Here is a 17716-nt window from a genome sequence, read left to right on the forward strand (position 1 = left end):
AAGCAGGCTAGGCCTGCTTTACCACTTATACTTATTCTTCAGTTTCTATAAATTGAGCATCTTCATCCCAATCATCATTCCATTCAATGTTCTGCTCCTCAGCAGCATCTTTGTTAATGAATAGTTGGATTTCTGGTGGATACTCCGGGGCGATTTCGTTTGTTGCTTTATCACCTTGTAAGATTTCTGCAGCCATTTCCCCTGCACGGTATCCAATCGTGTGGTAATCAATACCGAATGTTGCAAAACCACCTTTTGCTAATGAGTTTGGCTCACCTGTTATTAGTGGAATGTCTTGGTCATTGGCAACACCAACCACACTATCTAATGCTTCTACTACCGTGTTATCTGTTACGATGAAGAATACATCAATATCACTTACGAGCGTTGTTGCTGCTTGCTGTACTTCAGAAGCATTAGCTACAGTACGTTCTTCAATGCTCAGGCTTGTGTCTTCAACTGCTGATTTAATTGAATCAATTTGAGCAACTGAGTTTGGCTCACCTGCGTTGTATATTAGACCTACTGTTGCGCCATCAAAATACTGATCGATAAATTCGACAGTCGTCTTAATCGCATCTGGATGTAAGTCAGATACACCTGTTATGTTTTCACCCGCTTCATCCATTGAAGGAACTAAATCCGCCGCTACTGGATCTGTTACTGATGTATAAACAATCGGAATGTCCTTTGTCGCATTTAAAGCCCCTTGTGCACTAGGTGTTGAGTTAGCAAAAATCAAATCAACATCATCTGCGACAAAACCATCAGAGATCGTCTTCACATTGTTCTGGTCGTTTTGTGCGTTTTGAAAATCGTACTCAACATCCAAACCTGCTTCTTCCAATGCTTCTTGGAAACCTTCATACGCTAAATCCAGAGAAGGGTGCTCAACAATCTGTGTTGCACCTACAACATATGAATCTGAATCTTCACCTGAATTATCGTCTCCACCTGAACTATCATCTCCACATGCAGCTAGTAAACTTAAACCAACTACAACTACAGCCATTAATTGAATCCACTTCCTCATTCAACATCCCCCTTAATTTTTAATGAACCATTTTCATTAAATACTTAGTTTAAAATTAAAAACTCCTTTCTTTAATTTTTGTCTGTTCCTTCTGAGGTGGGTTATGGATAGCTTGACCTGTTAAAGCTTCAACAGCTTCAAGCAAGCCTTCATTGGTACTCGGATGAGCAAATAATGGAAACCTTATGTCTTCAACCTTAGCTGCCATTTCAAGAAGTTGGACGAAAGTGCTCGATAATTCGACAGCTCCTTCTCCAATCATATGGATACCAAGAATAATCTCGGTTTTTGCATCACTTATTACTTTAATGGTTCCATCAGTTTTGCCAGTTACTTTGGCATAACCATTGGCATTTAAATTGAACTGACCAACCAGGTATTCGAGTTCGTTCTCCTTAGCTTCTTGTTCAGTTAACCCAACTGAAGCGACAGGTGGGCAGGTGTGTATAATCGTTGGTAAAAACGTTAAGTCTGCCTCTACATTCTCACCCGCAATAGCTTCTGCAGCTACTTTTCCTTGTTTAATCGCTTTAACAGCAAGCGACGGTCCTTCTGTGACATCACCAACAGCATAAATATTTGATGCTGTTGATTTCATAGTATGATCAACGACGATTTGACCACTTTCTGCTTGCTCAACTCCAAATCGATTGATTCCGAGTGAATCGAGGTTCGGTATGGGGTTTCCACTCGTAAATAAATGAGTCCCTTCAATCGATTGAACTTTTCCTTTTTGATCAGTAAGCTGTATCGTCACACCCTCATCCGTTTCTTCAATGGATTGGAGTGAGTCTTGTTGAATGACTTTGATCTTTTTCTTTTTAAATGATCGCTTAAGTTCCTTTTCGATCGCCTGATCTAGATCAAGCTCCTCATCTTGAATAAGCGTCACCTTTGAACCAAAGGACTGATAAGTTGATGCCATTTCATAGACAAGATAATCATGTCCATAAATTAAAAGATGGTCAGGTACTTCATTTAAGTCGAAGAGTTCATGGGATAATAGAATTCGGCTACGCGCTTTTGGAAACCCTTCTGGTAAAACAGCCGTGCTCCCCGTTGCGATAATTGCGTGTTTGAAAATATACGTATCGAACTGATGACCATATTCGACACCGATTCGGTCTTCCTTGGTAAACGTCGCTTTACCTTGAAGCACTTCGATTTTATTCCCCTGACAAAGGGATTCGACCCCTGTTCGAAGTTGTTCGGTGATTTTAGTTTTATAGGTTAGTAATTTGTCTAAATCTAGCTCGGGTTCGCTGACCCCAATCCCCATTTCTTGCATTTGTGGCACTTCAGATATTTTCTTACTTGTATGAGTCCAAATTTTAGAAGGGATACAGCCACGGTTTAAACAAACGCCACCTAAGTCACCTTCTTCTACTAGTGTGACTTGTAAGCCGAGTTGGGCGGCACGTATGGCTGCTGTGTATCCGCCTGGCCCGCCACCTATTATGACGAGGTCCCGTTCTTCTGTGATTTCTCCAACAACCATTTATATCATCTCCAGCATGAGTTTGTTCGGATGTTCGATTAGACTAGCTAAACGATTCGTAAAGGCTACAGCTCTCGCTCCGTCCGCCACACGATGGTCGAATGACATCGATAGATTCATCATATAACCGATGACGATTTCGTTATTGTCAGTGACAATCGGTACTTTTCTGGTCTTATGGAAAGCGATCAATCCTGTTTCTGGGTAGTTAATAATTGGTGTTGCACCGGTGCTACCTAGTGGACCGACGTTGCTGACGGTGAATGTACCATTTTGTAAATCAGCGTGGTCCAGCTTTCCTTCTTTAGCTTTATGCGTGAGCTCTTTAATTTCATCATGAAGTTGTTGAATCGATTTTTGATCAGCATGGTGTAAAACAGGAACGATTAGTCCATCTTCTGTATCTGATGCCATTCCGATATGGTAGTCTTTTTTCAATATAATCTTTTCATTTTCTTCATCTAGTTCGGCGTTAAATACTGGGAAGTCTTTTAAAGCGATTGTTAGTGCTTTAACTAGGAAGGCAGAGACTGAGATGGAAACTCCTGAGGCTTTCAGTTCCTCACGAAGCTCGACAACTCGTGTCATGTTGATTTCATCAAAGTGTGTCACATGGGGTATAGTGTAGATTGATTTCGTCATTTTTTCGGCGATCTTTTTCCGAATACCTCTGAACGGAATTTCATCTGGCTGGGTTGGTTTTGATTGTGTTACTGGTATAGTTTCAGTCGCTGGTTCTGTTTTTGGCGTTTGTTCTCCATTGATAAATTCGTAAACGTCCTCTTCTGTCACACGACCTGAAGGATCTGACGGCTGGACTTCTTCGATATCAATTCCGTGATCGCGAGCAATTTTCCTCGTATACGGTGTTGCTAACACACGATTGAGTGTTGTTTGCATACGTCTTGGCTGCATGGTTTGTTCACTTGCTTTAGCAGGTATTGCTTCTTCAGTTGGTTCAGGTTCAGATGCTTGATTCGCCCCTTCACCTTCAATATATAAAAGGGTCGTTCCAACTTGTACGGTTTCACCAACAGGTACGATGATTTCTTTAATGGTACCTGCACCAGGTGATGGAAGTTCGGCGACCATTTTGTCTGTTTGAACTTCAACCAGTGGCTGGTCGGTTTGAACGGTATCGCCTTCTTTCACGAAATAGTGGGCGATTTCCCCTTCTGTCATACCTTCTCCGATATCGTGTAGTTTGACTTCTAGCATTGAAATCCCCCCTTAGAAATGCACCGCTTTTTCTATACTTTGTAAGATGCGTTTCGGTGTTGGTAGGTAATGTTCTTCTAGCGCGAAGAATGGTACCGGCACATCGAAACCTGTCACGCGCTCGATTGGCGATCTTAAGTATAAGAAGGATGTATCGTTAATCACAGACAAAATATCGTTGCCGAGGCCACCTGTACCATGCGCTTCATGTACGATTACGGCACGACCTGTTTTTTGAACAGATTCTGCGATCAGGTCACGATCAAGTGGATAAAGTGTCTTCAAATCAAGCACTTCACAGCTCATCCCTTGTTGCTCGGCTTGTTTAGCAGCTTGCTTAGCTACAGGTACCATCGCCCCCCAAGCAATGATCGTCACGTCTGTTCCTTCTTGAATTTTTTCGCCTTTACCAATTTCAACGGTGTATTTACCCGTTGGAACCTCTTCTCGTTGTGCACGATAGCTACGCATCGGTTCCATGAATAAAACCGGATCTGGATCCTCAATTGCAGCGATTAATAACCCTTTAGCATCATATGGTGTAGCTGGACAAACGACTTTAATCCCAGGCATGTGTGTGAATATCGTTTCTGCACTATCTGAATGGACTTCAGGTGCACGAATACCGGCGCCATATGGTGTACGAATAACCATTGGAACTGAATATTTGCCCATTGTCTTCATGCGTAAACGGGATACATGGGTCATGATTTGGTCGTAAGCTGGATAAACAAACCCCATGAACTGCATTTCTGCAATCGGTTTAAAACCATTTACCGCAAGGCCGACTGAAGTTCCAACTATCCCCGCTTCAGATAATGGTGTATCTACCACGCGGTCTTCTCCAAATAGTTCTTGAAGACCTTCAGTCGCACGGAACACACCGCCGTTTTTACCGATATCTTCACCGAGTAAAATGGTGGTGTCATCATGTTCAAGCATGGTTTTCATCGCATCGTTAACTGCTTGAACCATTGTAATTTGTTGGGTGGTTTCTTGTTGTTCTGCTTGCTTTTCCATTTTTACGTTCATCGCTTACTCCCTCCCGATCAGTTCAAGGTAGGATTCTTTTTGCTCCACTAATTGTGGAGGTGTGTTGGTAAATACATGATCGAATAAGTCTTCCGGTTTAGCTGGCGGATATTTTTCCATCGCCTCAAGTGCTGATTCGACTTCTTGAGTAAGCTCTGCTTCCGTTTTCGCAATCCACTCTTCATCCCAGAAGTCATTATTTTTCATATAATTTTCTAAGCGTTCGATTGGATTAACGACATTTTCACCCTGGCCTTCTGGACGGTACTTTGTTGGATCATCGGCTGTTGTATGTGCGCCTGTTCTCCAAGTCACCGCTTCAATTAATGTTGGGCCTTCGCCCGATCTTGCACGTTCGACAGCTTTTTTCGTTTCAAAATAAACGGAGAACACATCGTTTCCATCAATTCGGATACTTGGTATGTCGTACGCTAATCCTTTTTGGGCAATCGTTTTTGAATTCATTTGTTTTTCTATCGGTACTGAAATCGCATATCCGTTGTTTTGATTAAATAAGATGGTTGGTGTTTTAAACACACTCGCGAAATTCAATCCCTCGTGGAAATCACCTTCCGAAGTTGCACCGTCTCCAAAATAAGCTATGGCTACATTTTTTGTGCCCTTTCGCTTTTCTGCCCAGGCAGCACCTACTGCGTGCGGAATTTGTGTGGCAATTGGCACTGCTGCTGGGAAAATATTTTTACCTTCTGGTGGTACACAACCTTCAGCGCGGCCGTTCCAGTAGAGGAATGTGCGCGTCATATCTGAACCGAAAGTCAACATGGCACCATGGTCACGGTAAGTCGGGAATAACCAATCATCAGAATCGAGCGCTAAAGCACTTCCGACTTGTGACGCTTCTTGACCTTCAAACGGTGGATAAGTCCCGATACGACCTTGGCGTTGAAGGCTAATCGCTTTTCTATCAAACAGGCGAATGCGGCTCATATGGTAATAGAGTTTTCTCACGAGTTCTTCGTCTATGTCATTTTCATAGCTTGAATCTATTAAATTACCTTGATCATCGATGATTTTTTTCATCGGAAAATGTTCTTCCATCTCTGTTCCCCCAAACCTTTTGTAATGATTATCGTATGCTCCATTTCGGGCTAATAGTACGAGTGTAAAAACTGTTTCGTTTTTCTCTTGCTGCCATTAATTTTTCACAGAATTGGTTAGCTGCTTCTACTGTTGAGACTTGGTTCATTTCTGCTGTTTTATAAACTTCAATCATCGTGTTATAGATTTCTTTCGTTTTTGCTAGCACGCGCTTCTTGTTTGTTCCGTATAGTTCATCCGTCACTTGAATTAAGCCGCCTGAGTTAATGATGTAATCGGGTGCGTAAAGGATGTCTCTTTTAGCTAATTCAACACCGTGCTCTTCTTTTAACAATTGGTTATTAGCTGAACCTGCAATTGCTTTGAACTGGAATTGCTCGATCGTCGTATCGTTTATGATGCCACCTAGAGCACACGGAATGAAGATATCTGCTGGCTGACGATAGATTTCGTTTGAGTCGACAATTTCCAAGGTGCCTGATGTTGTCATCGCGTGTTCTTGTAAACGCTCAATGTTATTTTCAACGATATCAGAGACATAAATGGTGGCACCTTCTTCAAGTAAGCGAACGGCTACTTTGAACCCGACTTTCCCAAGCCCCTGAATCGCATAGGTTACAGGCTGTAAATCTTCGTGATCGAACAGCATTCTGATAGTAGCTTTTATACCGTAAATGACCCCTTCTGAAGTAGGAATCGATGAATCACCACCGCCGCCATACTCTTCCGGAAGGCCGACAATATGGTTCGTTTCCTTCATGGCATGAACAAAGTCTTCGAGGGTCGTTCCCATGTCCGTGCCTGTGTAAAAACGACCGTGTAAAGACTCAACGTACTGACCAAAGGCACGAAATAATTCAGGCGTTTTATCCGTTTGCGGGTCTCCTATAATTACTGCTTTTCCACCACCAAAATCAACGTCTGAGGCTGCACATTTATAACTCATTCCTTTGGACAGGCGCAAAGCATCTTCTAATGCTGCATCAAAGTCTTCATAAGGCTGCATGCGACAGCCGCCAATTGCTGGTCCAAGTTTAGTACTATGTATCGCAATAATGGCTTTTAGATTGGTTGATGGGTCATTACAAAAGACGACCTGCTCGTGTTCTGCCATTTTGTCGATTAAAGACAAATTTTTATTTTTATCTCCTTGAAACGATTGGGTTGCGAAGCTCATAATAATCCTCCTAAGTTAGGAACTTATTTATTAGACACAATTTTCTTTTGAATCAATTCTTTAGGTAAAATCACTTGCTTGACTTCCCCTTCTCCTATTAACTGATCATTATGCCGAGCTTCTACGGTTGTGAGGACTAGTTGATCGCGGTGTTCTATTAGAGTGGCTGTGAGAGTAATATTGGCTTGGTACGGGGCAGCATCGATGTGTTTAACCTGTACAGCTGCTCCCATTCCTTCTTCATGGCCTTCTAGAAAAGGAAGAATAATTTTACGTGATACCCATTCCATGTGGTACACCATGGCGACTGTCGAGTAAACCGGATGAACCACTTCGCCTTCAAAACTAGCAAACATATCTTCTGTCACTTGAATATGGATGGTCTCTTGTCGACCAACTACCATACCAGGTTTCATATCATCGCTCACCTTCTATACAGAATTAAAGCGCTTTCATAACTAGACAAAAAATTTTATATAACGATTTTTTAACGCTATTTTATCACTGTGTCATAATATTTACAATAAATTGTTAGAATAATTAATTTTTTCAAATAATTAATTTTTTCCAGTGTTTAAATGTAGGTTGTTCAGTTGCGACTTCATCTGCTCTGAAGCTTGATATACCATGCCTTCAATTAGCTCTTGGACTGTTGGAATATCTGTGATCAGACCTGCGACTTGACCGCTGTTAAGGAAGCCATTTTCTAGGTCACCTTCTAAAGCTCCTCTAGCATGGAGTTCTTCAGTGGTCATGTTGCGGTATTGATCTCGGGTCAGACCTGACTTTTCTAAGTCGGTGATTTTTTGCGCATAAGGTGTGTCCAGAATTCGTCTGATTTGGCCTACTGTTCGGCCGATAATAACCGTCCCTGTGCCATTAGCTTCAAGAACTTTATTTTTGTAATTGTCATGAAATGGCGCTTCCTGTGTGGAGATAAATCGTGTGCCCATTTGCACACCGCTTGCTCCTAACATGAGTGTTGCTGCAAGGCCTTTTCCATCACCAATGCCTCCTGCTGCAAGTACTGGGATGTTTACATTTTGTACGATTTGCGGGATCAGCGTGAATGTAGTGAGCTCGAGGTTCGAGTTGATCCCTGCTGCCTCGTAACCTTCTGCGACCAAAATATCCGCTCCCGCTTCTTCCGCTTTCTTCGCATGTTTTACCGACGCGACAAGCGTCATAACTTTGATGCCATGTTCGTGAAGGTGCGGAATGAATGGCGCTGGGTTGCCTGCGGATAGTGATACGACAGGGATTTTGTGCTTGATCACTAGATCGATGAGATCTTCAGCATGTGGTGACACAGCAAGTGCGATGTTCACCGCGAACGGTCGATCCGTGAGCTCTTTTGTTTCTATAATGATTTGATCAACTTCTTCTGGCGTCATCGTTCCACAACCGATTGTTCCGAGACCACCTGCGTTCGATACAGCGGATGTCAGCTGAGCATTACTGATATTACCCATCCCACCTTGAATGATTGGATATTGGATATTTAGCATTTTGCATACGTCGTTCATTATGTGACCTCCTTCGTTGTATTGGTGCGACTGGTTGATTGCCTGAGTGGGTTGCTTGAGCTCTCATATACCCCAACGAACTCTCATACTACTTCCCAGTGAAATTCGGTTGGCGTTTTTCGCTAAATGCGCGCAAGGCCTCTTGACGATCTTTAGTCGGAATCGTGAGTTCATAGGCTTTTGCTTCAATTGCGAGTCCTGTTTGAAGATCAGCACTCATGCCGCGGCTAATGGCGTATTTAGCTTGTTGAATAGCTACGGGACCGTTCCCTAGAATTTCGCTCGCTAACTGCTCACAAGTTTCATTCAACTTTTCTTTTTCAACGACTTTAAGTAAAATTCCAAGGTCTAAAGCTTCGGAAGCTGACATTTTCTTAGCAGTAAAAATGAGCTCTTTCGCTTTCATTTCGCCTACAATTCGAGGCAGTCGCTGCGTTCCACCTGCACCTGGGATGATTGCCCAGCTCGTTTCTGTGAGCCCCAACTTCGCCTCTGACACCGCAATTTTAAAATCACAAGCGAGCATCAGCTCAAATCCCCCACCAAAGCAGTAACCGTTAACGGCAGCAATCGTCGGCATCGGTAACTCTGCTAAGCTGTTGGTCATATCCTGAATGGCTTTCACGTTGCGACGGACTTCAGATTCGTTCAAGGTTTTTCGTTCCTTCAAGTCTGCACCCGCACTAAAGGCTTTTTCACCCGCACCCGTTACGATCAAAACCTTAACGTCAGGATCTACGTGAATGGCATTCATTCGATCTTTCAAATCGCACAGCATATCGTAATTCATACTATTTAACGACTCTTCACGGTTCAACGTTAAATAACCGATTCCGTTTTCTTTATGGAATAGTACCGTCATGTTCATGACCCCTTATTCGATATTCTCAACCATCGATGCAATCCCCTGGCCGACGCCGACACACATCGTGGCCAAGCCATACTTGGTATTCCGCTTTTTCATTTCATGAATCAAGGTCGTTAAAATTCGTGCACCACTTGCGCCGAGGGGGTGCCCGAATGCGATCGCCCCACCGTTTACGTTCACTTTAGATGAATCAAGCTCCAATTGACGCATGCATTCTAATGACTGCGATGCAAAAGCCTCGTTTAGCTCAACTAATCCGATATCCTCAATCGAATGTCCTGTCCGTTTTAACAGCTTCTGAGTGGCACGAATAGGTCCAAGCCCCATCACGGCTGGTTCGAGTCCTGCAGTTGCCCCTCCCACAAATTTAACTAGAGGTTTTAAGCCAAGTTCGCGGGCTTTATCCGCGCTCATTACGAGTAACGCTGATGCGCCATCATTCACTCCAGAAGCGTTACCGGCTGTGATCGTTCCACCTTCAAAAATAGGCCGTAACTTCTCTAACTTCTCCAAAGTCGATGTCGGCCTTGGATGCTCATCATCTGTTACCGTGATCTCGGTACCTTTTCGGTCATGATAGGTTACAGGTATGATTTCTTCTTTAAAGCGATCTGATTCCATCGCTCTTTTCGCGCGCATCTGACTTTCATAAGCGAATTCATCTTGATCTTTACGAGAGATCCCATAACGCTCGGCCACATTCTCTGCTGTTTGTGGCATAGTATCTGAACCATACATTTCTTCTAACTTTTGATTAGTAAAACGCCAGCCAATGGTTGTATCGTACATTTCCATGTTGCCCCGAGGAAATTCTTTCTCAGGCTTTGCCATAACAAAAGGGGCACGTGTCATACTTTCTGTCCCGCCTGCAATAAATACATCACCTTCACCAACCGCAATCGCTCTGGCGGCGTACATGACCGCATCCATGCCTGACCCGCATAAGCGGTTAACTGTCGTACCAGCTACTTCCACAGGCAAACCGGCTAACAACGCTGACATCCTTGCGACATTTCGATTGTCTTCCCCAGCCTGATTGGCATTGCCTAAGACGACTTCTTCAACCAATTCAGGTGACACATCAGGATTCCTTTCCATCAGAGCCTTAATCACAATCGCCCCAAGATCATCTGGTCGAATGTTTTTTAAAGCCCCTTTATATCGACCAATGGGCGTTCTGACTGCATCTACTATAACGACTTCATTCATTTTTTAACCAACCCATCTTTCTCTGTGTAATCGTAAACACCTTTACCGGATTTGCGACCAAGGCGACCGGCTTTAACGTACTGTTCAAGTAATGGTGCTGGACGATATTTTTCACCTAATGTTTCGTGTAAGTATCTGAGATTATTCAAGCGAGCATCTAAGCCGACTAAATCCCCGAGCTCAAGCGGCCCCATTGGATAGTTCAACCCTAGTTTAATCGCTTTATCAATATCTTCAGCCGTGGCTACACCTTCTTGTAGCATATGAAAAGCTTCGTTCCCTACAAGCGCACTGATCCGACTGGTTACAAAACCAGGGAATTCATTCACTTCAACCGTCTCTTTACCCATTTGTTCTGAGGCAGCTTGAATGATTTCAACCGTTTGATCACTCGTTTCAAGGCCACGCACAATCTCTACCAATTTCATCTTGTGAACCGGGTTAAAAAAGTGCATGACAGCCACTTGGTCTGGCCGCTCTGTAAATGACCCTAACTCTGTGGGACTAATGGTAGATGTATTTGATGCTAGAATCGCATGTTCAGGAGCATGGGCATCTGCTGTTTCTAGCACTCTTTGTTTTAACTCTCTTCTTTCCGGAACCGCTTCAATCAATAAATCGCAGTGAGCCGAAGCCCCCTCCAGATCAGTTGTCGTATGAAAGTGGTTGAATAGTTCAGTTTGCTGTTGTTCGGTTAATTTTCCAATCTGAATGCCTTTATCGGATGTTCGTTTGGCGTGCTGGTAGGCTTGGTCCAACTGTTCCTCGGACACATCTACTAGGGTTGTGTTGAAACCTGAAAGGGCCGAGACATAAGCTATGCCTCGCCCCATCACTCCAGCACCCACGACTGTAACGTTTTGGATCGTCATGGACACTCTACCTTTCTTTGGAACTATGATTTTTTATACGTTAAACGGATTAAGAGGTTTTGGCCCGTAGTAAGACAGGACACTCTTATCTTCCATATATAAATCTAGTGTTTCGACGGTTAGCTCGCGTCCAAACCCTGATTGTTTATAACCACCGAATGGGGTTCCAGGGAATGCCGAGAACGGGCTATTCACCATCACAATACCTGCTTGGATTTGGTGTGCAACACGTGTTGCGCGACCTTGATCTGTCGTCCAAATCGCTGAACCTAAGCCGTACTTCGTATCATTCGCACGCTTAACCACGTCTTTTTCATCTGTGAACTTCTCAACAACAACCACTGGCCCGAAAATTTCTTCCTGAACAGCTTTCATGTCAGGTGTTACATCCGTGATAACGGTCGGTGCATACCAGTGACCATTTTCGTGACCATCAGGATAGATTTGCTTACCACCTGTCGCAATCGTTGCGCCGTCTTCTTTGGCTGACTGGACATAGCCATCAATGACTTCTAATTGGTCTTTACTAATGATCGATCCAAGGTGAGTTCCTTTATCCATTGGGTCACCTGACACAAGCTTCTCTGTCTTTTCAATGAATTTTTCCATGAACTCATCGTAAATCGATTCGTGCACGAACATGCGCGAGCGCGCTTCACAAGACTGGCCTGTGTTGAAGAAGATTCCGAATAACGATCCAGCAACTGCTGCTTCCATATCTGCATCTTCAAACACGATGTTCGGTGATTTACCACCAAGCTCTAATGTAAGACGTTTCAATGTTTGAGAAGCTTTTTCCATAATGTCTTTACCTGTAGGCGTTGAGCCAGTGAAAGCAACTTTATTCACATCCTCATGCTGTACTAAGTAATCACCAACAACAGCACCTGAACCTGGGATGGTATTCACGACCCCTTCAGGAACACCCGCTTCATGGCAAATTTCATTTAGAATAATCGCCGTAATTGGAGTTAGAGACGCCGGCTTAATGACGACTGAACATCCTGCCGCAATCGCCGGAGCAATCTTCCAAGCTGCCATCATCATTGGATAGTTCCAAGGGATAATCTGCGCACATACGCCCAACGGCTCTTTATGCGTATAGTTAAAGAAACCGTATGGCATGTTATTTACTTCACCACGATGCCCTACAATTGCGCCCGCGTAAAATTCAAAATCCTCAATCGACTGGTTAACCTGAACAGTTGCTGCCCCCACAGACTTACCACTGTTCAGAACTTCCATTTCGACTAATTCTTTAAAGCGCGAACGCATAATCTCAGCAATTTTATTCAATACGCGTGCACGTTTGCCTACTGGATACTTGCGCCACTTTCCATTGTCAAAAGCATTGCGCGCGGCTTGAACCGCTTTTTCTGCATCTTCTTCATTCGCTTTTGCAATCGTTGCAAGAGACTCCCCTTTAGCCGGGTTAAACGTATCAAATGTGTCACCTGAACTACTTTCTACACGTTCACCGTTAATAATCATCGAGTAGTGCTGGCGCTTCATCTCGCCAACTTCTGTAATAGCTTCTTTAGTCATTTCCATTTCGAATCGCTCCTTCTATTAATCTATTGACCTGTATACGTCGGTTGTCGTTTTTCTTTAAATGCTTGCACACCTTCGCGATGATCTTCGGACTGACCTGCGATGCGCTGGGCAAAAGCTTCTTTTTCCAAAAATTCATCGTAGGACTCGTGCATGCTATCCATCATGTAACGCTTCACGAGTGCTATCGATTTTGTCGGCATGCTCGCTAAGTTCTGAGTAAACTCATTTACTTTTTCATCCCACTCATTCTCTTCCACAACTTCTGTTACGAGGCCTAAATCGTGAGCTTCTGTTGCTGTCATCGGTTTCCCTAAAACGATCATCTCCATCGCTTTCGCATAACCGATTAAACGCGGTAAATGGTACATCATCCCCGAATCAGGCACGAGACCGATTCCAACAAACGCACTCAAAAACTTAGCACTAGACTTCATCAACCTGAAATCGCAAGCTAACGCTAAACTCATCCCTGCCCCTGCGGCTGTTCCATTTACAGCTGCAACTATAGGCTTCGCTGTGTCCTTAAGTTGTTTTAACATGGGTTGATAACGTGTTCTAAGGAACTCTGCATGGTTTGTATCCTCATCAACATCCTGCAGATCCTGTCCGGAACAAAACGCTTTTCCTTCACCGGTAAAAACAATGCAACGAACTTCCTTATTTTTATCAGCAGACTTCAATGCTTTTGTAATTTCGTAGTTCATTTCTTTTGTAAAAGCGTTATAAGCTTTCGGACGGTTCAACGTAATCGTGGCTACCCCGTCTTTTTCGCTATAAAGAATCGTTTCAAAATCCATGATTTACACCCCTTTAAAATGAGGAGGTCTTTTTTCAACAAATGCTTTCATGCCTTCTTTTTGGTCTTCAGAATCAAAAGCTAAATAAAAATTCTTCCGCTCAAGTTTCATTCCATCCATGAGCGACAAATCTTCAGCTGCTCGAACAGCTTCCTTAATTAAACGTACCGAGATCGGTGCTTGATTTGCTAAAGATTGAGCAAAGCGCATCGACTCTTCTTTAACAAGCTCAGGGGCTACCACTCGGTTAACGATGCCTAATGACTGCGCTTCATCCGCTTTAAACGGTTCACCAAGCCAAATCCACTCTAAAGCTTTACGTTGCCCGATCGCTTTAGTTAGTAATTGCGTGCCACCTGCACCAGGCATGACGCCTAACTTCACTTCCGGGAATCCAAATTTGGCATCTTCACCCGCTATAATTAAGTCACAGTGTAGCGCCAACTCAAAGGCACCCCCAAGACAAAATCCATTAACTGACGCGATCACTGGCTTTTTAATCAAAGTCATGCGATCCCATACGGCGAAAGGATTTGCCATTTCCATCGATAGTGGCGTTTCTTCCATCATCTCGTCAATGTCCGCACCCGCCGCAAACACTTTATCATTGCCTTTGATCATCATTACTCGAATTTCTGGGTTTCGATCATACATTTCTAGCTGATCAACAATCTCATCCACCATCTGCCGGTTTAACGCATTCAAGACATTTGGGCGATTAAGCTCAACCACCCCAACTTGACCCTCTTCATAAACCTTAATTAACTGATGGGACATTTACTTCCTCACCAATCACTAATGTCACAATATCACCGGCAAATTTCATAACATCCTTACCAGATGCTTTTCCTTCATCTGTTTTCATTGCTGCCTGTAATGATTCATGGTCGTCATAGAACATTTCGCAAAGTAAGTAATAATCCGTTTCTCCCATTGGCGATCCAACGATTTTCGTCACTTTCATGTCTCTAAGTCCTGGAATCTTCTGAGTAATCGGTGTATGTGTGTTGAAGTAGTGCTCATCAAACTTCTCTTGATCCTCTGGTTTCTTGTAAATAGCGATTAATTTTACCATTTAAATTTCCCCTCTCAAATTTTAATTAATAACGTAATCCACCACTGGTTTCATGGCTTCAAATGGGTTTCTACAAGACGTGCAATATAAAATACTTCTACAAGCAGTCGGTCCGAAAACATTCTCCATGGATGTATAATCTGATCCACAATACGGGCAATCCACGGTCCACTCTTCTCCAGGTCGGTAATTCTCAGGTGGAGGAGCTATGCCGTGCTTCTTCAATTGCCTTTTGCCTTCACCCGTTATAGCATCGGTTGACCATTTTTCTTCAAATGAAAAGTGAACCTCACAGCTCTCAACCCAAGCCATCTCTTCAACAGCTGTCTTCACATTCTTCTTAATAAAATCAAGTGCCGGGCACCCTGCGAAGGTTGGAATCATCGTGATAGAAACCGCTCCTTCATTCACAAAAACCTCATGTACCATCCCTAAATCTGCGACACTTACATTCGGAAGCTCAGGATCATCGACGGTTTTTAACACCGCACGAATCTCCACTTGTCGTTGACTGATTGGCATCATCATTCACCCCCTAAGATGTGGCTTACCAAATTGCTTCCTTATCACTCATATATACTTCAGACAAAGTTGCTAACGCTTGATCTAAATCTTCCGTATGTTCACCTTCACGGCCGCTTCCGTATTTCTTACCAAGTGATCCTGAAGGTAAGTTCTCAATCGTTTTTGACACTTCATTCAACCATCGCTCTTTTAGCTCATCTTCACCCATTATCAAGCCGAAGTGCTCCATTTCAGTAGCTTTGGAACCGTATTCCAAAACATCGCCGAACTCTTCCCATGCTTCATTAAGTCTTGCTTCAATCCGTTCGCGCGCCTCTTCTGTTGAGTTCAACAACTGCTTCATCCAGATCTTCCAGTGTGCTAAGTGGTAGGGCTGCTCCATCAAAACTTTTCCTGCAATATTCGCAAGTGGCTTATAAGAGCTCTTTGTAACCGCTTCCAATTTCACCTTTTTAAACGTTTCATATAAAAAATTTCGAACTACTGTCAACGCCCAGTCGTAATAAGGTTCATCTAAGTAATTGCCGTCACCGTTTCTTTTCTCTAAGTAAATGCCGTTACGCCTCATGTCCGAATGACGCTCGTGCGCCAACACATCAATTTCGCCTTCGCCTAAATCCTCTAGCAACTGATAAAACATGAACGCATGCCCCATCGTGTTTTGTGTAATGGAGGAAAAAGCAACGTCTTCTTCGATGTGAGGTGCTAAGCCTAGCCATTCCGAGCCGCGAAAAGAAATGAGAAAATCATCATCAGCTAACTGAAAGATCAATTCTTTTAATGCCGTGGAATAAGCTACATCTTGCTTAGCCTCTTCCGCTGATTTAACGTCCATCATGATTTCTTCACCTCTTTCCATGACAGAATCTCTTTTTCATCCAGCATGCCTTGTTCTTTTTCTTTCCACTTTTCTCTTAAGTAACCGTAACCTTTCGTCTTACGATAATCTTTGTTATCCAAGCGCTTCGTCCAGTTTGCACGCTCTTCACTCGTCATCCGGCGCACATTGCTTCGTTTCACGACCCACACATCCAGTACATCTTCACGCCGCATAAAATTCTCAACCGCCATGCTTAAGGCCATCTCTTCATTTGGCGCGAGCAAGCTGAATTGATGCTGAATCGGTGCCTTTGTACTTTTTTTACTAAAGACTTCATACTCTTGATAAAAATTAGATTCTTCTGTGTTGCCCATCATATCCTCCCCCTCTATGAACCGACCTTATCTGCCGCTAACGCCTGACGTACCCAACGGTTGTTTTCGTAAGCAATCTCTCTTAAACGAAGGCGTTCTTTTGAGCGTGGTCCTTTATTTTTAATGATTTGTTTAAATTCATTCCAGTCTGGCTGTTGGTAATTCCACTGTCCTCGTTCTTCATCGTAATGAACCGTTTCATCTGGCACGGTTAAGCCTAACGAAAACACGCGTGGTAAATACTTATCTAAGAATGCCTGGCGTAATTCTTCGTTAGAGCTCTTTCGAATTTTATATTTGATCATAATGTCTTGCTTTGATGATCCAGTTGTATCAGCTGATGCCGGCCCAAAGAACATTAGAAGTGACGGCCACCAGCGGTTCAATGAATTTTGTAAAATTTCACGTTGGTAATCTGTACCTTCTGCTAATGCCATGATGATCGCTTCGCCGTGTTGAGCGTGGAACACTTCCTCCTGACAAATACGTTGAAGCGCGCGTTGATAAGGTCCATAAGACGCATCTAACATATTGGTTTGCGAAATAATCGCCGCTCCATCCACGAGCCAACCAACCATCCCAGCATCCGCCCACGTTTTTGTTGGCATATGAAAGACGTTGTGGAACTTTAAATCCCCACTAAGTAGGTCTTCCATGATATCTCCACGATCTTTTCCGTAAGGTTTCATTAAATCTTCCGCTACACGTAATAACAGTTGCCCATGTCCCATTTCATCTTGAACTTTCGCCATGATACCAAGCTTTCGTTTAAGCGTAGGTGCCTTAGGCGTCCACTCCTTCTCAGGTAGTGCCCCCATAATTTCACTAATTCCGTGCATCGATATAAGTTTGATTAAAGCTTGACGGTAATCATCTGGCATCCAATCGTCCGGTTCGATTTTTTCTCCAGCTTCAATCCGGGCCATAAACTGATCGTATTTCTCTTGATCGTCCACGAACTCACTGGATTTTTCCTCTCCGCCATACTCTATATAGTTATACATATAGCAACATCCCCTTATTACGTTTGTTTAACGTAATAGTATCAAACCGTTATACTTTTGACAATAAGAAATTAT

Annotated in this window: 19 protein-coding genes; all 19 read right to left on the reverse strand. The window is 43.4% G+C overall.

From position 1 onward, the window contains the following. Positions 1 to 31 precede the first annotated feature (31 nt). On the reverse strand, positions 32 to 1033 hold the full coding sequence (locus CEY16_RS11620; RefSeq protein WP_101332199.1) for an ABC transporter substrate-binding protein: 1002 nt from the start codon (positions 1031 to 1033) through the stop codon (positions 32 to 34). A gap of 55 nt (positions 1034 to 1088) precedes the next feature. Continuing rightward, positions 1089 to 2531, reverse strand: coding sequence for a dihydrolipoyl dehydrogenase (gene lpdA / locus CEY16_RS11625; protein WP_101332200.1), 1443 nt, complete (start codon positions 2529 to 2531; stop codon positions 1089 to 1091). Then, positions 2532 to 3749, reverse strand: coding sequence for a dihydrolipoamide acetyltransferase family protein (locus tag CEY16_RS11630; RefSeq protein WP_101332201.1), 1218 nt, complete (start codon positions 3747 to 3749; stop codon positions 2532 to 2534). Between the two features lie 12 nt (positions 3750 to 3761). Beyond that, positions 3762 to 4781 (reverse strand): alpha-ketoacid dehydrogenase subunit beta, encoded by a 1020-nt coding sequence (locus CEY16_RS11635; protein ID WP_101332202.1) that lies wholly within the window; start codon positions 4779 to 4781, stop codon positions 3762 to 3764. Positions 4782 to 4784: 3 nt separating this feature from the next. Next, the gene (gene pdhA, locus CEY16_RS11640; protein ID WP_101332203.1) at positions 4785 to 5840 is read right to left on the reverse strand and encodes a pyruvate dehydrogenase (acetyl-transferring) E1 component subunit alpha; all 1056 of its coding nucleotides are present in this window, start codon (positions 5838 to 5840) and stop codon (positions 4785 to 4787) included. A gap of 28 nt (positions 5841 to 5868) precedes the next feature. After that, positions 5869 to 7017, reverse strand: a complete 1149-nt coding sequence (locus CEY16_RS11645) for a Leu/Phe/Val dehydrogenase (RefSeq protein WP_101332204.1) — start codon at positions 7015 to 7017, stop codon at positions 5869 to 5871. A 23-nt stretch (positions 7018 to 7040) separates the two neighbouring features. Next, the gene (locus tag CEY16_RS11650; RefSeq protein ID WP_101332205.1) at positions 7041 to 7433 is read right to left on the reverse strand and encodes a thioesterase family protein; all 393 of its coding nucleotides are present in this window, start codon (positions 7431 to 7433) and stop codon (positions 7041 to 7043) included. Between the two features lie 141 nt (positions 7434 to 7574). Further along, positions 7575 to 8543 (reverse strand): NAD(P)H-dependent flavin oxidoreductase, encoded by a 969-nt coding sequence (locus CEY16_RS11655; protein WP_101332206.1) that lies wholly within the window; start codon positions 8541 to 8543, stop codon positions 7575 to 7577. An 88-nt stretch (positions 8544 to 8631) separates the two neighbouring features. Next, positions 8632 to 9411: an enoyl-CoA hydratase-related protein gene (locus CEY16_RS11660; RefSeq protein WP_101332207.1), complete on the reverse strand. Its 780-nt coding sequence runs from the start codon at positions 9409 to 9411 to the stop codon at positions 8632 to 8634. A 6-nt stretch (positions 9412 to 9417) separates the two neighbouring features. Next, a complete protein-coding gene (locus tag CEY16_RS11665) occupies positions 9418 to 10620 on the reverse strand; it encodes an acetyl-CoA C-acyltransferase (RefSeq protein ID WP_101332208.1) in 1203 nt (400 codons plus the stop codon). Then, a complete protein-coding gene (locus CEY16_RS11670; RefSeq protein WP_101332209.1) occupies positions 10617 to 11492 on the reverse strand; it encodes a 3-hydroxyacyl-CoA dehydrogenase in 876 nt (291 codons plus the stop codon). The genes CEY16_RS11665 and CEY16_RS11670 overlap by 4 nt, the downstream gene beginning before the upstream one ends. Before the next feature lie 33 nt (positions 11493 to 11525). After that, the gene (locus CEY16_RS11675) at positions 11526 to 13043 is read right to left on the reverse strand and encodes an aldehyde dehydrogenase family protein (RefSeq protein WP_101332210.1); all 1518 of its coding nucleotides are present in this window, start codon (positions 13041 to 13043) and stop codon (positions 11526 to 11528) included. 23 nt (positions 13044 to 13066) lie between these two features. Further along, entirely contained in the window at positions 13067 to 13843 is a 777-nt protein-coding gene (locus CEY16_RS11680; protein WP_101332211.1) for an enoyl-CoA hydratase-related protein, read from the reverse strand. Positions 13844 to 13846: 3 nt separating this feature from the next. After that, the gene (locus CEY16_RS11685) at positions 13847 to 14620 is read right to left on the reverse strand and encodes an enoyl-CoA hydratase/isomerase family protein (RefSeq protein ID WP_101332212.1); all 774 of its coding nucleotides are present in this window, start codon (positions 14618 to 14620) and stop codon (positions 13847 to 13849) included. Next, entirely contained in the window at positions 14601 to 14918 is a 318-nt protein-coding gene (locus tag CEY16_RS11690) for an EthD family reductase (RefSeq protein ID WP_101332213.1), read from the reverse strand. Before CEY16_RS11690 ends, CEY16_RS11685 begins: the two co-directional genes overlap by 20 nt. A gap of 21 nt (positions 14919 to 14939) precedes the next feature. Next, the gene (gene paaD / locus CEY16_RS11695; RefSeq protein ID WP_420795534.1) at positions 14940 to 15440 is read right to left on the reverse strand and encodes a 1,2-phenylacetyl-CoA epoxidase subunit PaaD; all 501 of its coding nucleotides are present in this window, start codon (positions 15438 to 15440) and stop codon (positions 14940 to 14942) included. Positions 15441 to 15465: 25 nt separating this feature from the next. Then, positions 15466 to 16302: a 1,2-phenylacetyl-CoA epoxidase subunit PaaC gene (paaC, locus tag CEY16_RS11700; protein ID WP_101332215.1), complete on the reverse strand. Its 837-nt coding sequence runs from the start codon at positions 16300 to 16302 to the stop codon at positions 15466 to 15468. Further along, on the reverse strand, positions 16278 to 16637 hold the full coding sequence (gene paaB / locus CEY16_RS11705; RefSeq protein ID WP_101332216.1) for a 1,2-phenylacetyl-CoA epoxidase subunit PaaB: 360 nt from the start codon (positions 16635 to 16637) through the stop codon (positions 16278 to 16280). The genes paaC and paaB overlap by 25 nt, the downstream gene beginning before the upstream one ends. Positions 16638 to 16651: 14 nt before the next feature. Beyond that, positions 16652 to 17641 carry a 1,2-phenylacetyl-CoA epoxidase subunit PaaA gene (gene paaA / locus CEY16_RS11710; protein WP_101332217.1) on the reverse strand — a complete coding sequence of 330 codons (990 nt, stop codon included), beginning with the start codon at positions 17639 to 17641 and terminating at the stop codon, positions 16652 to 16654. Positions 17642 to 17716 lie beyond the last annotated feature (75 nt).

The organism is Halalkalibacillus sediminis, from assembly GCF_002844535.1.
In the GTDB taxonomy this organism is placed as follows: Bacteria; Bacillota; Bacilli; order Bacillales; family Alkalibacillaceae; genus Halalkalibacillus_A; species Halalkalibacillus_A sediminis.

Bases quoted from the DNA above. Each gene is read 5' to 3' on its own strand.
- CEY16_RS11620 (WP_101332199.1), bottom strand. From the start codon at position 1,033: ATGAGGAAGTGGATTCAATTAATGGCTGTAGTTGTAGTTGGTTTAAGT.
- lpdA (WP_101332200.1), bottom strand. From the start codon at position 2,531: ATGGTTGTTGGAGAAATCACAGAAGAACGGGACCTCGTCATAATAGGT.
- CEY16_RS11630 (WP_101332201.1), bottom strand. From the start codon at position 3,749: ATGCTAGAAGTCAAACTACACGATATCGGAGAAGGTATGACAGAAGGG.
- CEY16_RS11635 (WP_101332202.1), bottom strand. From the start codon at position 4,781: ATGAACGTAAAAATGGAAAAGCAAGCAGAACAACAAGAAACCACCCAA.
- pdhA (WP_101332203.1), bottom strand. From the start codon at position 5,840: ATGGAAGAACATTTTCCGATGAAAAAAATCATCGATGATCAAGGTAAT.
- CEY16_RS11645 (WP_101332204.1), bottom strand. From the start codon at position 7,017: ATGAGCTTCGCAACCCAATCGTTTCAAGGAGATAAAAATAAAAATTTG.
- CEY16_RS11650 (WP_101332205.1), bottom strand. From the start codon at position 7,433: ATGAAACCTGGTATGGTAGTTGGTCGACAAGAGACCATCCATATTCAA.
- CEY16_RS11655 (WP_101332206.1), bottom strand. From the start codon at position 8,543: ATGAACGACGTATGCAAAATGCTAAATATCCAATATCCAATCATTCAA.
- CEY16_RS11660 (WP_101332207.1), bottom strand. From the start codon at position 9,411: ATGAACATGACGGTACTATTCCATAAAGAAAACGGAATCGGTTATTTA.
- CEY16_RS11665 (WP_101332208.1), bottom strand. From the start codon at position 10,620: ATGAATGAAGTCGTTATAGTAGATGCAGTCAGAACGCCCATTGGTCGA.
- CEY16_RS11670 (WP_101332209.1), bottom strand. From the start codon at position 11,492: ATGACGATCCAAAACGTTACAGTCGTGGGTGCTGGAGTGATGGGGCGA.
- CEY16_RS11675 (WP_101332210.1), bottom strand. From the start codon at position 13,043: ATGGAAATGACTAAAGAAGCTATTACAGAAGTTGGCGAGATGAAGCGC.
- CEY16_RS11680 (WP_101332211.1), bottom strand. From the start codon at position 13,843: ATGGATTTTGAAACGATTCTTTATAGCGAAAAAGACGGGGTAGCCACG.
- CEY16_RS11685 (WP_101332212.1), bottom strand. From the start codon at position 14,620: ATGTCCCATCAGTTAATTAAGGTTTATGAAGAGGGTCAAGTTGGGGTG.
- CEY16_RS11690 (WP_101332213.1), bottom strand. From the start codon at position 14,918: ATGGTAAAATTAATCGCTATTTACAAGAAACCAGAGGATCAAGAGAAG.
- paaD (WP_420795534.1), bottom strand. From the start codon at position 15,440: ATGCCAATCAGTCAACGACAAGTGGAGATTCGTGCGGTGTTAAAAACC.
- paaC (WP_101332215.1), bottom strand. From the start codon at position 16,302: ATGGAAAGAGGTGAAGAAATCATGATGGACGTTAAATCAGCGGAAGAG.
- paaB (WP_101332216.1), bottom strand. From the start codon at position 16,637: ATGGGCAACACAGAAGAATCTAATTTTTATCAAGAGTATGAAGTCTTT.
- paaA (WP_101332217.1), bottom strand. From the start codon at position 17,641: ATGTATAACTATATAGAGTATGGCGGAGAGGAAAAATCCAGTGAGTTC.